14 protein-coding genes are annotated in these 14914 nt (G+C 40.9%); 3 read left to right on the forward strand and 11 right to left on the reverse strand.

Annotated features, from left to right (window positions below):
• Window positions 1-7: 7 nt before the first annotated feature.
• The 8 genes from RL70_RS12455 to RL70_RS12490 form a co-directional block, all read right to left on the reverse strand.
• Window positions 8-883, reverse strand: coding sequence for a glycine betaine ABC transporter substrate-binding protein (locus RL70_RS12455; RefSeq protein ID WP_082003411.1), 876 nt, complete (start codon window positions 881-883; stop codon window positions 8-10).
• A gap of 28 nt (window positions 884-911) precedes the next feature.
• Window positions 912-1742, reverse strand: coding sequence for a proline/glycine betaine ABC transporter permease (locus RL70_RS12460; protein WP_039043728.1), 831 nt, complete (start codon window positions 1740-1742; stop codon window positions 912-914).
• Entirely contained in the window at window positions 1739-2962 is a 1224-nt protein-coding gene (locus RL70_RS12465; protein ID WP_039043729.1) for a glycine betaine/L-proline ABC transporter ATP-binding protein, read from the reverse strand. The genes RL70_RS12460 and RL70_RS12465 overlap by 4 nt, the downstream gene beginning before the upstream one ends.
• A 68-nt stretch (window positions 2963-3030) precedes the next feature.
• Window positions 3031-3501 (reverse strand): thioesterase family protein, encoded by a 471-nt coding sequence (locus tag RL70_RS12470; RefSeq protein ID WP_039043730.1) that lies wholly within the window; start codon window positions 3499-3501, stop codon window positions 3031-3033.
• 25 nt (window positions 3502-3526) lie between these two features.
• Complete coding sequence (locus RL70_RS12475) at window positions 3527-4486, reverse strand: 3-hydroxyacyl-CoA dehydrogenase NAD-binding domain-containing protein (RefSeq protein WP_039043731.1); 960 nt, start codon at window positions 4484-4486, stop codon at window positions 3527-3529.
• Window positions 4483-5379, reverse strand: coding sequence for a 3-keto-5-aminohexanoate cleavage protein (locus RL70_RS12480; RefSeq protein ID WP_039043732.1), 897 nt, complete (start codon window positions 5377-5379; stop codon window positions 4483-4485). The genes RL70_RS12475 and RL70_RS12480 overlap by 4 nt, the downstream gene beginning before the upstream one ends.
• 171 nt (window positions 5380-5550) lie before the next feature.
• Window positions 5551-6087: a TetR/AcrR family transcriptional regulator gene (locus RL70_RS12485; protein ID WP_039043733.1), complete on the reverse strand. Its 537-nt coding sequence runs from the start codon at window positions 6085-6087 to the stop codon at window positions 5551-5553.
• Window positions 6088-6353: 266 nt separating this feature from the next.
• Window positions 6354-6944, reverse strand: a complete 591-nt coding sequence (locus tag RL70_RS12490; protein WP_039043734.1) for a TetR/AcrR family transcriptional regulator — start codon at window positions 6942-6944, stop codon at window positions 6354-6356.
• A 96-nt stretch (window positions 6945-7040) separates the two neighbouring features.
• On the opposite strand from RL70_RS12490, the gene RL70_RS12495 reads away from it, so the two are divergent.
• The 3 genes from RL70_RS12495 to RL70_RS12505 all read left to right on the forward strand — a co-directional run bounded on the left by RL70_RS12495 (window position 7041) and on the right by RL70_RS12505 (window position 11410).
• Window positions 7041-7592: a hypothetical protein gene (locus RL70_RS12495; protein ID WP_039043735.1), complete on the forward strand. Its 552-nt coding sequence runs from the start codon at window positions 7041-7043 to the stop codon at window positions 7590-7592.
• 186 nt (window positions 7593-7778) lie between these two features.
• Window positions 7779-8042 carry a hypothetical protein gene (locus tag RL70_RS12500; RefSeq protein WP_039043736.1) on the forward strand — a complete coding sequence of 88 codons (264 nt, stop codon included), beginning with the start codon at window positions 7779-7781 and terminating at the stop codon, window positions 8040-8042.
• An 863-nt stretch (window positions 8043-8905) separates the two neighbouring features.
• A complete protein-coding gene (locus RL70_RS12505; RefSeq protein WP_039043737.1) occupies window positions 8906-11410 on the forward strand; it encodes a LuxR C-terminal-related transcriptional regulator in 2505 nt (834 codons plus the stop codon).
• Window positions 11411-11528: 118 nt separating this feature from the next.
• Here RL70_RS12505 and RL70_RS12510 read toward each other — a convergent pair whose 3' ends face one another.
• The 3 genes from RL70_RS12510 to RL70_RS12520 form a co-directional block, all read right to left on the reverse strand.
• Complete coding sequence (locus RL70_RS12510; RefSeq protein WP_052245948.1) at window positions 11529-13169, reverse strand: S-layer homology domain-containing protein; 1641 nt, start codon at window positions 13167-13169, stop codon at window positions 11529-11531.
• A 370-nt stretch (window positions 13170-13539) separates the two neighbouring features.
• Entirely contained in the window at window positions 13540-13866 is a 327-nt protein-coding gene (locus RL70_RS12515) for a monothiol bacilliredoxin BrxC family protein (protein WP_039043738.1), read from the reverse strand.
• Between the two features lie 121 nt (window positions 13867-13987).
• Window positions 13988-14905, reverse strand: a complete 918-nt coding sequence (locus RL70_RS12520; RefSeq protein ID WP_039043739.1) for an NUDIX domain-containing protein — start codon at window positions 14903-14905, stop codon at window positions 13988-13990.
• Window positions 14906-14914: the final 9 nt, after the last annotated feature.

Genomic DNA, 14914 nt, shown 5'->3' on the forward strand with positions numbered 1-14914 from the left:
CAAACTATTACTTACCTAACATTTCATCCACTTTATCTTGGTTGTTGTCAATCCATTCTTGAGCCACGACTTCCGGGTCTGTTCCTTCATTTTCAATTTCTTCAATCATATTTTCTACATCATCAATTGAGATACTCCAGTTGCTGAGGAATTCATAGACGTCCGTGCTGTTCTTTTTCAACTCTTTGTTAGTAATCACTTTTACTGACGCTGTCTGGAAGAAATTTTGTTCGTCTTCGAGCACTTTTAGGTCAAATTTGTTGAACATTGTATGTGGGCGCCATCCGTAGAACACGACAGGCTCATTGCTCGACATCTTGCGCTGAGCTTGTGCTAACATGCCGCCCTCAGAAGAGTTCACTTGTTTTAAGTCCAAGTCATATCCTTCAAGCATTTCGTTAATGATTCCTGTTGCACTTGCACCATCTTCAATTCCATACATTTCGTTATTGAATTGTTTTTCTTTTCCCTTAATGTCACTTACGCTGTTAATGTCTTTCATATAAGTAGGGACTACCATACCAGTCTGAACATCATCATAACTTACAGCAGTTTCCTCAATATTATCTTTATACTTTTCGATATGCTTTTCGTGAGCCGGTAACCATGCATCCATGAATACGTCTATGTCACCACGTGAAAGACCGATGTAGACGTTTCCAGCATCTGCTTTGATTTCTTTCACTTCATACCCCATATCTTCGATGATCAGCTTAGCAATTTTTGTTGGTGGAACTGTACTCGTCCAGGGTGTCACACCGAATGTAATCGTTTTGTCTTCACTTGCACCAGCAGTGGACTTGTCTTTGCTATCGTCCGATCCACAAGCACCTAACATTAACATCGACGCTGCTAACAAACTTCCTAATACTCTTTTCTTCAATATAATCGCTCCTCTTTGAATTTAAGATTTAAGATTTCTTCCCTATACTTTGTGTGATCCGATCCAAGATAATGGCGAGCACAACGATTGCCAGTCCACCTGTCAACCCAAGTCCAACGTTTACGGTTGAAATACCCGTCAATACCGTATCTCCGAGTCCCGGCGCACCGATCATAGACGCGATAACCGCCATAGAAAGAGATAACATCATTGTCTGATTGACACCTGCCATGATTGTCGGAACTGCTAAAGGCAACTGTACTTTCAACAACAATTGCCACTTAGTGGAGCCGAATGCTTTTGATGCTTCAATCACTTCTTCTGGTGCTTGTCTAATACCGAGGCTCGTCATTCGAACTGCGGGTGGCGTCGCGAATACGAATGTTGCAATCACAGCTGGAACACTCCCAAGCCCGAATAACAAGATTGCCGGAATGAGATAGACGAAACTTGGTAACGTTTGCATGAAGTCCAAGATCGGACGGACAATTCGATCCGCTGTCTTATTCAATGCCGTCAAGATTCCTACTGGAACCCCGATTCCCACTGAAATAATTGTAGAGACGATGACAATAGACACCGTTTGTATAGACTCCGACCACAAATCTACGGCTCCTATGTAAAACCCGCCAATTAATGCGAATAAAGCAAGCCCTTTTCCTGAAGCCTTCCAAGCGACGATTACAATTAGAATGACGAGAACTTCAGCAGGGATGAAAAGCATAAATGAGGTGACCATATCGATGAAAGCGCGTAACATGTCACTGATTTTGTCGAAGAAACCGGCAGTATTTGGGAGAAGCCAGTTGTCCACAAAATTATTTGTATAGTCTTCAATAGGTAAATCGAAGTAGTTCATCGTGACATCACCTCACTCGTTTCAGTCTCCAAGTCATTCTCCACTTCCTTCCCAAGTACAAGACCTGACAGGATTGATACACGAGAAATGATTCCTAATAGCTTGTTGTCTTCCACAACAGTAATGGGATATTTGGAGTCTACAGCGATTTCAATGAGTTCACTTAGTGGAGTAGTAGGAGGTACGGATAGCACGTCTTGAATTAAGATGTCTTTTAGTGGAATATCTTCTTTGTATGCTTTAATAGCATCGTCAATCGTCAGCAATCCCTTGAACTCATCATCTTTACCGACAACAAAAATACTGGATGCTCCAACCTCTTCCATTTTTCGAATCGCCATCCGATGTCCGTCTTTATGCGTCATAACAACCTCAGGACGCTTCATAACATGAGAGGCTTCTAAAATCTTTGAACGATCAACGTCTCTTACGAAATCTGCTACATAATCATCAGCTGGGTTTTCTAGAATGTGCTCAGCAGATCCTATTTGAACAATAGCGCCATCTTTCATAATCGCAATTCGATCTCCTAGTTTCAGAGCTTCGTCCAAATCATGGGTAATAAACAAGATTGTCTTACCAAGCTTACTTTGCAAACTGATCAGTTCGTTTTGCATTTCTTTTCGGATAATCGGATCGAGTGCACTGAAAGCTTCATCCATCAGCAGAATATCTGCATCATTCGTCAATGCGCGAGCGATACCGACCCGTTGCTGCATACCACCACTCAGTTCTGTAGGATAACTATCCTCATAGCCTTTCAAACCCACATCCTCTAGTGTTTTGCGTGCCTTTGCTTCTCGTTCTTCTTTTTTCACACCTTGAATTTCTAACCCATATGCTACATTACTCAAGATGGTACGGTGCGGCAGTAGTCCAAAATTCTGAAACACCATGCCTAGCTTTTTCCTTCGGGTATTCAATAAATCTGTCGTATTCATTTTTGTCAAATTCTCGCCATCAATCAGAATTTCTCCGCTCGTCGGTTCGATTAACCGATTGACTAAACGAATCAGGGTCGACTTCCCACTTCCTGATAGTCCCATAATGACGAAAAACTCGCCTTCTTCCACGCTGAATGTCGCTTTATTAACTCCGACTGTCATTCCAGTTTTCTTCAGTATTTCAGACTTTTCACGACCCTCTTCTAATAACTTCATTCCTTGTGAAGGATGTGAACCAAATATTTTAGTTAAATCTTTCACTTCAATTTTACTCATTATATTTCCCCTTTAGCAGTAGCCAGTGGAGAGAAGAACTTGCGTTGAACGCGAAATTGTATGGGTACTTAGCGTCTAATGCCAATTCTCCGACCCGCTTGTTTCGGAAGTTCCAACTGACTATCTGTACTTGCGATTTTTTCTATAACGTGTGAAATGGAATCTGGAAACGGACCTGGCTTTCCAGTATCCGTATTCATGCCCATCAACATTTGTTCGCTCGTTGCCACGAGTTCTTGCCCGCTGTTCCACATATTGAAGAAGATATGTACTCTCTTTTCATCTGTATCCAGAAGTTGCATCGTAATGGTTAATCGTTCTCCTTCATTCGCTTCTAGTAGATAACAAATATGTGTTTCTAATGTAAATAACGTATAGCTATTCGTGGTGCGCGCTTGCTCATGTAAGTCAATATGCTCCATAAATGCATCCACAGCCAAACTGAATACTTTTGAATATGCGGCATCATTCATATGACCGTTATAATCTACCCATTCTGGCTGCACGAGGCTTGAATACGTAAAAGTTGTCTTCTCCATTTGAGAGACCCCCTGTTCCAACTGATTATTTCACTGCTGATGATGGCTCATGCCAATACTCTTCAACTAAGTCGAGTAGTTTGACAAGGAACTCATTACGTTTGACTTCCAATTCATAGACTGAACTATTACCCGCATGAGTTTCACAACCTTCAATCACTTTTTCTTTCAACTCCTCTGTTAATTCAGGCGCTTCGAGTTTCGTCCAAGGTAGTTTCAACGCGGGACCAAACTGTTCAAGCATATGTCGCATCCCTTGCTCCCCACCGGCTAAATGGAAAGTTAAAAACGGTCCCATTTGTGCCCAACGTAAGCCTGCACCATAGATTATCGATGCATCGATTTCTTCCGTTGTCGCAATACCGTCATTCACTAAATGGAGGGCTTCACGCCAAAGAGCTTCCATAAGACGGTCCGCTACATGTCCTTCAATTTCTTTCTGGACAATCAATGGTTTCATGTTAATAGCTGTATAAAATTCGTTTGCACGATCGATTACGGCAGCATCCGTCTGTTGTCCCGCGACCAATTCTACTAGTGGCAATATGTAAACTGGATTGAACGGATGTGCTACAATCATGCGACCAGGATTTTTTAAATTAGCTTGTAACTGACTTGGCATGATTCCTGATGTGCTAGAAGCGATGATTGCATCTGGTTCAGCGAATTGGTCTATTTCAGCAAGTACACTTTTCTTTAAGTCTTCCCGCTCCGGCACGTTTTCCTGGATTACTACCGCACCCTTCACGGCTTCTTCAATTGTTTGTACAAAAGTGATTCGATCAGGAGACGCTCCTTCTACTAATCCAATATGTTGCAAGGATGGCCATGCTTGTTGAATGGCTACTTGTGTACGTTGTTCTGCCCCTTCACTCGGGTCAAATGCGACGACATCTAGTCCTTGTGCTAAAAAACGGGAAATCCAACCATTCCCAATGACACCTGTGCCAATTACGGCTACTTGTTTCGTTGAGGTCATGCTCATTTCTTCGTACCTCCTAGCGGGTCACGCAGTTTGTAAAACAATCGTGCTTCTTGCGGCGTCATCGGTTCAATTCCGTTACTTTGCAACATTGTAACCGCTTTATCGACAAGCTGTTCGTTGCTTGCTGGAACTCCTTTTGAGAGGTACAGGTTATCCTCTAACCCTACTCGCACATTTCCACCTAACATGGCACTTTGCATAGCTATCGGTAACTGCATACGTCCGATACCAAATGCAGACCAATGCGCATTTTCAGGCAATCGGTTTTTGAAGTACATGATTGTTTCAGCATCCGCTTCAGCCCCCCAAGGAATTCCTAAACAAAATTGGAACATTGGATCTCCATCAATCAGGCCTTCGTTAATAAGCTGTTTCGCGAATCGTAAATGCCCTGTATCGAAGCACTCGAGCTCTGGCTTTACTCCACTTTGTTGAATCAGTGCGGCTTGCTTCCTTAGCCACTCTGTCGGACTCATGTACACCATATCTCCGAAATTCACACTCCCACAGTCGAGCGTACACATTTCCGGTAACAATTCTCCTACTGGATAATGTCGTTCATCTGGAGTTTGAATGAAGGTCCCGGTACCACCAGCAGCCGGCGTATCTAAGTTGGGAATGAAGTCACCACCGCCGCCAGCCGTAATGTTAACAATTACATCTACTTCAGAATCACGAATCCTATCCATGATTTCGCGATACTGCTCAACATCATGGCTAATTCCGCCAGTCTTTGGATCGCGAGCATGAATATGCGCGACCGTTGCACCCGCTTTTGCGGACTCGATTGCAGATTCCGCAATTTCTTTCGGCGTCACTGGTACGTATTTGCTAATCCCTGTTGTCTCGCCTGCACCTGTTACAGCAGAGGTGAGAAGCACTTTATTTTTCATATTTTATAGCACCCCACTTAATTTCAACTCAAATACTATACCGTCCAGACGGTTTTTGTATTCGAGATATCACTATACAGTTATGAGAATAATCTTTCAACCCCACTAGACAGCTTGCGCTCTTTTCTGGCACACTCAAAAACAATCATGAGAGCTGTCATTAAAGTATTTTTATTGTTTTGTCCAATCTTTTAATTTTTTATAAACCAGTTCTTTATACTCATCGCTAATTGGGTTAATGTCAAACAAATCTGCTAACCAAATGCCATCAGAGGCTAATCGGATAATCGTTGCCATAATCGGATCAATCCCATCGGTTTCAATATCCCTCTGCCATTCAGAATACACTTCACGGATTGGACTCATAAGTTCAGGATTAATGGCCTTGGCAGCAAGTAAACCTGAATGCATGTCTTTATTTGGATATCCTTTTTTAAAAGTCACGTCTACATACGCTCGAGTCCATTTCCCAGCCTCGATCTCATCTTCTTCAGCATGTGTTGCGATTTTATTTCTATAATTACTAGCTAAATGTTCGACCATTTTTTCGACTAAGACTTCCTTAGATCGATAGTGATAGAGCAATCCACCTTTACTAATCCCCGCTTCTTCTGCTACAGCCTCTATCGTTAAATGGAAAATCCCTTTTTCTGCAACAATGCGAGAAGCCGCATCCAATATGTCGATTTTCCGTGTATTCACAGCCATCAGATTGCACCTCATTTCTTCAAGTACTTTTCACTGTACCATCCAGACGGTTTTCTTTCAACAAGAGCTTCTGTACCGCATTATCGTTTGTGATTAGCCACCCCATATAGTTTTTTAAATAAACGAAAAAGGACATTCAGAACGATACTGAATGCCCTCTAAAATAAATAAAACTGGCTATATGTTCACATGGAAACTCTAGTTTTTTCAACCATGTTACATGCCTTGTCGATTTCCTTCGCTTTTACGATCATTAATAAAAAAGGTCAAGCCGTCACACAAATCGAGTCAATATGGTATTCAATTGTCTTCCTTATCTGCTCCGAATCCAATCGATTTGGATCCAATACCGCATGGATCGCAAGGCCGTCAATCAGCCCATATAACCGCTCGATTTCCATCTCCATCTGACACGTAGATTTCAGTAGCTGTTGCTCCTGAAGAAATCCGAGCAACCGTTTCGTCATCTCTAAAATTTGATCATCCGGAACATCAATCGTATCACTTCGATGTTTGACGTAGGCGATGAATGCAAACCATACTTCCATCTCGATACGAGTATTCGTATTAACAGGTACAATCTCCAAAATCATTGCAATAACTAACTCTTTCGGAGAGTATGATTGCAATAATACCTTTTCAATTCGTTTTTTCGCTCGTTCTTGAACTAATTCCATCGCATATACTAGCAAGTCATCTTGGGTTTTAAAATAATACCGAAGCGCACCAAGTGAGAGTTTCGCTTCATCCGCAATATTTCGTACTGTTGCTCCTTCCATCCCTTTATCCAAAATGACTCGCCACATAGCTTCTGCAATTGTATTTTTTCGTTCATCATGATTCACAATTTTAGGCATATCTTAGTTTAGCATAGGTTAATAAAACAGTTGTACTAAAAAGAATTCTCCTGTATACTTCTTTTTAATACAACTGTGCTAATTAGGAGGTTCTTCATGAATTTTGTTGCATACATCATCATTGCATGTGAAATCAGCTTCTGGGCCGTCATCGCCCTCGGCCTCACAGTCCGTTATGTGTTCAAACAAAAACGGCTCGGTCTTTTTATTCTTGCACTAATTCCTTTGATAGATGTGATTTTGTTATTAGTCACAGCAATCGACCTCTACCATGGAGCGACAGCCACCGTCGCACACTCCATCGCTCCACTATACATCGGTATTTCACTTGCATTCGGGAAAAGTATGATCCAATGGGCAGACGAACGATTTCAATATTATGTAACGAAACAAGGGCCAAAACCAATTCGAAGAACAGGATATCCACATGCCATCCATTCTATGAAAGGCTCGCTTCGCCATGCCCTCGCCTTCGCCATTGGAGCTCCCATGATCTTGTTTGTAAAATGGTATATCGATGCACCTGAACGTACACATGAGTTCGATAACACGCTACGTCTTTGGACGATTATTTTAGTTGTTGACCTTCTCATTTCCGCAAGCTATTTCATCTGGCCACGTCCTAACCGTTCAACTAGTAAATCTTGAAAGAATAAAAACGTACTTCCTTTCAGCCCCATTCAATCGTCACTCAAAATATCCCTATAATCATAACCTTGCTCGATAGAAGCCAATATGTTTTCTAGTAAAGCAAAACTCCACACAAAATACTTTCTAACCTTTCACACAATTAAAAGGAAATAAGATATACTAGCAATAGGAGGTGCATTTACTATGAAGAAATTCATCCTTTCGTTAGTTAGTGGGAGTGCAATAGGAATCATCCTGTCTTTTCTATTCATGAATTATCAAAAAACAGGTTATGAAATTCATGATCAGGCAGGCATTGCCAAAAGAACGGTAAAAGACATGGATTTTGAATTCGTATTCAATGCCTCTCTACTCATACTCGGGTTCACAGTAATTATCTACCTGATTTGGACGTATATCGAAAAGAAAAAAGACGATACATTTTACAATGAATTCAATAAAAAATAAGGAGTGGTCCTAAAAGTCAAAAAAGACTTTACGGGATCACTCCTTTTCTATTTGAAGACTTCGTTATACATAGGTTGCAATTGCATCCAACACAACTAATTGCTTGGTACTGAAATGACTGAGGTATTAGTAAAAAAACCTGAGTATGCAGAAATCCATTAAGAATGGTATCTGCACACCCCCTGCTTCTTTATTGATGACCATTGATTCGCAACTGATTTTCTTCATGAATTTCATTTTTCAGATTGCCAATGCTATATTTTCTTGCTTCATTTTTCTCTTTGATTTCTTCAAATTACTTCCCTTTATTAAACTTCAACGTTACCTCTGCTACCTCCATATTGTCAATTGTGTTGTTAATCCTTATCTTATTGGCAGCAGGATCATTCGGTTTCGGATATTATTTAGCCATCTTACACCTTCCTCTCTTTCGAGATTCAACACGCAGCATTCCCAATTCCGAAAGAATTGTTTGTTACACAGCGACTAAAATCAGTAATCTTAATCTACTGAATATATTTACTTAACATTAAAAAGTCTAATACAACCTATACGCACTATTTGACGATGAACTTCAAAGGGTACACTCCGTACACCCTTTGATTATTCAAACCCGAGGAATTGAAGCGACTGACATTAAAGATGCTGTCGTGAACTAAGTCTAAAGAATCCATATTAACCAAGTTGAAGTACAGAGGAAGTTTCTAACTTCGTTGCGTTAATAGAATCCAATCTTGTTAATAATTAAACTATCTGTATACTTGAAAGAGGCACATCAAAACACTATTACTCCGCTTCATACACCTACGCGACAACATACAAAATGATATGCCCCTAATTTCCCAGCACATGGAGGTTATCCAATGTCTACTATTCTTTTACCCACTAAAACAGAAATTCCCAGCGGCTTTACCGATAACGTGGAGCGAACGAGATTCTATGATGCATTCAGGAATAACTTATTGAAAAAGGTAACGATTCTTCGGGCACCTGCGGGATATGGGAAGACAACGTTATTGCTTCAATGGCTCAAGAATTCAGGTCAACAAGCAGCGTGGTTTTCAATCGATAGTACTGACAATGATCCCACTCGGTTTTGGACTTATGTATTGCATGCAGTTGCAAGAACTTGCCAAACTGATGTGGATCAAGTACTAATCCCCTTATTGAAATCACCTGACGAAACAACATCTGACTTTTTCATCGAGTCATTTATTCACGAAATTAGTTTGTCTGGTATTCCCTTTTCCATTGTCCTGGACGATTATCATTTAATTGAAAACGGCATCATTCATCGTATGATGACAAAGTTTGTAGAACTGTCACCCAGCCATGTCCATGTCTATCTGACATCTCGGACTGACTTGCCCCTACCAATTGCGCGATGGCGTGTCAATCAGTGGGTTACTGAGTTCAACGAACCCCAGTTACGCTTTACACTGCAAGAAGCTAGGGAGTTTTACGTTATTAAAAATTTGTCGATTCCTAGTCAAAAGACCCTTGAACTTCTTATGGAACAAACAGAAGGATGGATAGCTGGCCTACAACTCGCAAGTTTGGCGATTCCTCATGATCACATAGAACAGCTAAATCAAGATTCACGATCTTTTATTGATGAATTTTTAATTCAGGAAATTCTATCTCCACTTCCATTACTAACACAAGTATTTCTTATACGTACCTCCCTACTCAATGTTCTTGAACCTGAACTTTGTAATCAGCTTACTGAAAGAACTGATAGCTATAAGTTGCTTGAAACATTGGAAAGTATGGGTTTTTTCATCGTTCGCCTTCAATCATCTAATCCGGTCTTCCGGTATCACCATTTATTTGCCGAAGCCTTACAAGCTGAATTTCGAAAACGTTTTACATCTAAACAAGTCATCACAATTGTAGAAGAAACTGCTTCTCTTTTACATGAAAAAGGCGATGTCATCTCTGCAATTGAACTCGCGCTAAAATATGAATGTTATGAGCTTGCGAGCGATTGGATTGTTCAACACCTTGTCCACCTTTTTGTATCGGGTCAGACAACCACCTTCATGCGATGGATGCATCATTTACGCAGCAACAACTTTAGCGTCCCACATGAAATGTTGGTGATGGGAGTCCTAACTTCTATGTCGACCGGAGAAATCTCAGTTACTCAATCGCTTATGGTGGAACTCGAAATCCGTGAAAAGACCGAACATTGGATGGTACAAGAAGAGCATGCCGCCATAGCATCTATTTATGAGTTTGTTCGAGCATTCGTAATTATTTCTACAGGCGGAGATTTGCAAGTTGCAAAAGAAATCATTCAGCGGCAAATGATAAATGGTGCTGTCCCTTCTCGCTGGGATGATGTGCACATGAAATATAATATTTTTGAATACAAACTTTTAAGAACTGCCCTCGGTTCAAAAGGCAAAATGCCTTCTATGGAAGAAGGGGGCGAACTGGCAGAGCTATTTCGGAATACATCCTATCAAACGAGTAGCGTTACAGCATTTATTTACGGAAACTCTGCAGAATCGTTATATGAGCGTAATTTAATTGAGTATGCCAAGCAAGAGTTAGAAGTGGCACTACAACAAGGCCATCAACTCAATGATCCCGGCCTATTCATCCCTATGTATTTATTAAAAGCGAAGATTTACTTATCCGAAGGAAAGCTCACTTCAGCACAAGCAATGTTGACACAAGTCAAAAATATGGTCACAGAAAAACATTGGATTACCTGTATTCGTATTATGCAAGCATATTGTTCAATCCTCTCTGGAGATAGTCGAAATGCTGAATTAGAATTAAACGCTACGAAAACTAAACAACCTTTTTGGGAGCTTGTGTACACACGGTTCTTACTCATGAAACAACAACCTGAAGAGGCTCTTACGATTCTCATCCAAACGAAAACAAAAGCACTGCAGGATTCTCAAATTGCGACACTTGTAGAAGCAACTATACTTGAATCACTTTGTCACAATCGACTGGGTAATCCAGAAACAGCACTCAAAGTTTTACATGAAGCAATCCAGTTTGGCGCACCCTATTACTACATTCGGACATTTTTAGATGAAGCTGAATTGCAGCCCCTTCTCAATCGTTATCTAACGCGGCTACAACAAAATGGTCAGAGTGAGCAGTCAATTTCCTCACACTATTTACAGCATCTACAACCAGTCACATCTACAAGTGATTTGAAATATCAAGCACTGACACCAAGGGAACAAGAGGTATTCTCCTTATTAGCAGACGGCATTACGAACCGAGAAATTGCTGAACAGTTGAAGTTAACTGAAGGAACTGTAAGGGTTTATCTCTCATCCATTTATCAAAAACTTGAAGTCACATCGCGGTCCAAAGCCATACTCTTAAAATACAAGTAGTGACCGATTACTCTAGTAAATATTTTTGAGAAACGACTTGTACGGAAAAAGAGAGCCAATCCATTAAATGATTGGCTCCCTTTTTTATTTGCATAGTCTTCTACATGACAGACTATGATTATCGCTTGAGTATCAACGAAAAGTTTACAAGGATTTTCGCCGATTCCCCACGTTTTGTTCCATCTGCAGGTAGGAATTTCCCGTTCGATCCATGCACAATACCGAATTCGTGTAACATTGCAATCGAATTTTGCGCTTCTTTACCGTATCCAGAAATGTCTTTGTATGGTGCTGGTGATTTTGCAACGTATGGCTTCCCATTCACGAGCGTAAATGTTCTATTCAACATTGCAGCGAGTTGTACACGAGTTACCGGATCATTCGGTTTCAACTCTCCGTTGACACCGTATACAATTCCAAATTGAGACGCTGCCGCAACTTCCGATTGAATCTGTTCGGAGAAATGACTAATATCTTTAAATGGTGCTGGCTGTGTAGGTTTTAGACCAAGTGTCCGGACAATAATCGAAGTGGCTTGGACGCGCGTTAACGTCTGCTCTGGTTTGAAGGTACCATCTGAATAACCCGAAACGATACCCGCTTCCACTGCTTTTTCAATATAGGATTTTGCCCAGTGTTTTTGTATATCTTTAAAAAGAATCGGTGCTGGAGTTTCTGTCCTTGTCACCTTTACGGTTGGATTCTCAGTAGATGTAACCTTGTCTTCGTTTACAGCTACCACTTTAAACTGATAATCTGTGTTTGCTTTAAGATTGGGTACATCATATGTGAGAACATCTGCGCCAACTTGACCTATGAGTTCGTCATTCATATAAATGCCATAACCCATGATTTTTTTTGTATCCACTGCAGGCTTCCATGTAAGAGTTGCAGCGTCATCCCCTTTAAGTTGCGCAGTTAATGCATCCTTAGGGATCCAAGAATAAGTTGCTTTCAGTTGTTTACCAAACTCATCCGCAACCACTTTGTACCCTGCTTCGCTTAAGTGGATATTCGCGGGATTCGGTAAGTACGTCTTGTAATCCGTAGCAATTTGCTCACTTGTTGAAACGAATTCAGCAGGGGTTCCTTGCATGCCTGCTTGGATTGAGCCATTCAATCCTGCTAACAACTGTGCAAGTTGTGGCTGATAGTCAGCTGCAAGCGCTGGGAATGGATTATAGTAACCCATGACATACACTTGAACGTTCGGGTTAATTTCATAAATGACTTTTAAAATTTCATTATAATTCGTTCCGACTTGTTGAATTGCAGCTGTAAGCTCTGCCATATCGAATTGCGGAACACCTGTAGCATGATCGATTTTGAAATGCTTTAGCATATCGTTCGCACCGACACTAATTGTAATCAGGTTCGCATCTTGAATAGCTTGATGTAATTCCACCGTCTTACCTTCTTGCCCAATTCCTATAACTGGTTTTGTCACGTTGTCTTTCAAGTCTTTTAATACTTCTGGAGCTGTATAGCCTGGATAAGCAAATCCTTTATTCGAAGTTGATAACATCTTCATTTCTTGTAAGGATTCAGCTAAAAAATCGGGGTATCCTTTACCAGGTAACCCATCAGAACTAATACCAAATGCCAATGAATCCCCTAACGCCAAATAGTTAACTGGCTGCACCCATGTAGGCCCATTCGCATCTGTTTCCGCTGCGCGGGACTGCAACGGCAATGCGACCAATTGAAAAATTAATGCAAGTACAAAAACAAAACGAAATTTCTTCATAGATTGAATCATCAACAAACCTCCTAGTATAATTGGTTCCTATGCGTACAAAAATCGTACACTTACAATTATATGTATAAGTGAATCAGCTAACTACTGAGGAATGTTAATGGTTTGTAATAAAGTTTTGAGCTTCTAGTAGTGTCTTGCGGAGACCACAAACATTGCTATTCAGGTCTTAATGAATCCATATTTAAAAGGGCAAGATTCTAAAACTCAGAACCTTCCCCGTCATTTATCATTCGCTATCAAAACCGCTTTCGATATGCTCTGTTCTCATCGAGTCAAACCTTCTATCAATGTTGATACAAAAAAATAAGGAGTGGTCCTAAAAGTCAAAAATGACTTTACGGGATCACTCCTTTTCAATTTGAAGACTTCATTATACATAGGTCGCAATTGCATCCAACACAACTGATTGCTTAATTTGATACCTAGTTGCCTGCCAAATGGCTTTTTTGCCTTTAATAATGAGCAGTTGTGGTGTTTCGTGTTTCACGCCTGTATCTAGTTCCACTGCATTCGATACTTTTTTATCTAACTGTGAAATGACCACATATCTCGGAATATCCGTCACGAGCGACTCCATTTCCTTTTTGGCGGTTACACTGCTTAAACTCGTCATGCTCAATTTAAATAGAAGAAACGGTTGTTCATCAGATTTCTCTAGTAGCATCCGCCACTCTTCTATTGTTTTTAGTCGATTCACTTTGAGACTCCTCACTTTCAATTCAACTACTCAAACATCGGCAGTTTGAGTTGGTTAAACAGACTTTTTGATGACAGAACTAGCTTGTAGTAAAAATAGAAATCATTCTACGCCAACTCTCCTAATTCCATTGGTCATGAATCCACGCCGCATTATATCTATATAATTTCGATGGTCGGTATGCACCTGTTCTGACTTCTTTTCCGGTATCTAACACCATATCTTCCACATGGCGGCGGAACTGTACTTTGTTTAAGGCTCTTCCCAAAATCACCTCATAAACCTGCTGTAAGTCGGGCAACGTAAACTCTTCTCCCACTAAATTGAATGCGATATTCGTGTAATTTACTTTCCCGCGTAATCGATCGAGCGAATATAAAATAATTTCCGCATGATCAAAGGCAATTCCATCCTGCTTCGTTATTTTCTCTGTCGTTTTAGTGTTTGTCCCTTCTGTCACTGTAACTCTTTCGATTGTTGCCGATATGGAAATTTCTCCAGAAGTTAGCTCTAGATCAATTTCTTCGGTCCGCTGGATTGTACTACCAACCTCTGCATCACGTGATTCTACTACGGTATCTTTTACCGTGAACCACCTTACATCGTCCGCATCGTCCCCTGCCCGTAGCGCCGGTAGCTTTCCTTGGTCGACCAATGCCAAGTAACTGACACTCACAATCCTCATTCGAGGGTCCCGGTCCACTGCACTCCACGTATACAATTGCTCCGCGTAAATTCCATCGACTCCAGTTTCTTCTTTCAATTCTCTCTGGACAGCGGTATCGACGTCTTCGTCAATCCCCATGAAACCACCCGCTAACGCCCAGTCTCCTTTATACGGATGTCCTCCGCGCTGGATCAGTAATAACTGAAGTTCTTTTCCTGCTTTTTTTCTCTTGTCCAAAACCTGTTCTGTATCTACTGTGAAAATGACCATATCTGTCGTGATGGATGGTTTTTCATATTTATCCTTTTCCGTCTTTTGATACTGCTCGATAAATTCCGTTTCACTGAGGTTCTGCAAGTACTGCTCTTCCATTGCCTTCTT

Source organism: Sporosarcina sp. ZBG7A (assembly GCF_000813425.1).
GTDB lineage: Bacteria > Bacillota > Bacilli > Bacillales_A > Planococcaceae > Sporosarcina.

What these genes read in the sequence shown, in the direction of transcription:
- RL70_RS12505 (WP_039043737.1), top strand. Translation starts at nt 8,906, where the DNA reads ATGTCTACTATTCTTTTACCCACTAAAACAGAAATTCCCAGCGGCTTT.
- RL70_RS12510 (WP_052245948.1), bottom strand. Translation starts at nt 13,169, where the DNA reads ATGATTCAATCTATGAAGAAATTTCGTTTTGTTTTTGTACTTGCATTA.
- RL70_RS12475 (WP_039043731.1), bottom strand. Translation starts at nt 4,486, where the DNA reads ATGAGCATGACCTCAACGAAACAAGTAGCCGTAATTGGCACAGGTGTC.
- RL70_RS12485 (WP_039043733.1), bottom strand. Translation starts at nt 6,087, where the DNA reads ATGGCTGTGAATACACGGAAAATCGACATATTGGATGCGGCTTCTCGC.
- RL70_RS12465 (WP_039043729.1), bottom strand. Translation starts at nt 2,962, where the DNA reads ATGAGTAAAATTGAAGTGAAAGATTTAACTAAAATATTTGGTTCACAT.
- RL70_RS12520 (WP_039043739.1), bottom strand. Translation starts at nt 14,905, where the DNA reads ATGGAAGAGCAGTACTTGCAGAACCTCAGTGAAACGGAATTTATCGAG.
- RL70_RS12460 (WP_039043728.1), bottom strand. Translation starts at nt 1,742, where the DNA reads ATGAACTACTTCGATTTACCTATTGAAGACTATACAAATAATTTTGTG.
- RL70_RS12480 (WP_039043732.1), bottom strand. Translation starts at nt 5,379, where the DNA reads ATGAAAAATAAAGTGCTTCTCACCTCTGCTGTAACAGGTGCAGGCGAG.
- RL70_RS12490 (WP_039043734.1), bottom strand. Translation starts at nt 6,944, where the DNA reads ATGCCTAAAATTGTGAATCATGATGAACGAAAAAATACAATTGCAGAA.
- RL70_RS12500 (WP_039043736.1), top strand. Translation starts at nt 7,779, where the DNA reads ATGAAGAAATTCATCCTTTCGTTAGTTAGTGGGAGTGCAATAGGAATC.
- RL70_RS12470 (WP_039043730.1), bottom strand. Translation starts at nt 3,501, where the DNA reads ATGGAGAAGACAACTTTTACGTATTCAAGCCTCGTGCAGCCAGAATGG.
- RL70_RS12495 (WP_039043735.1), top strand. Translation starts at nt 7,041, where the DNA reads ATGAATTTTGTTGCATACATCATCATTGCATGTGAAATCAGCTTCTGG.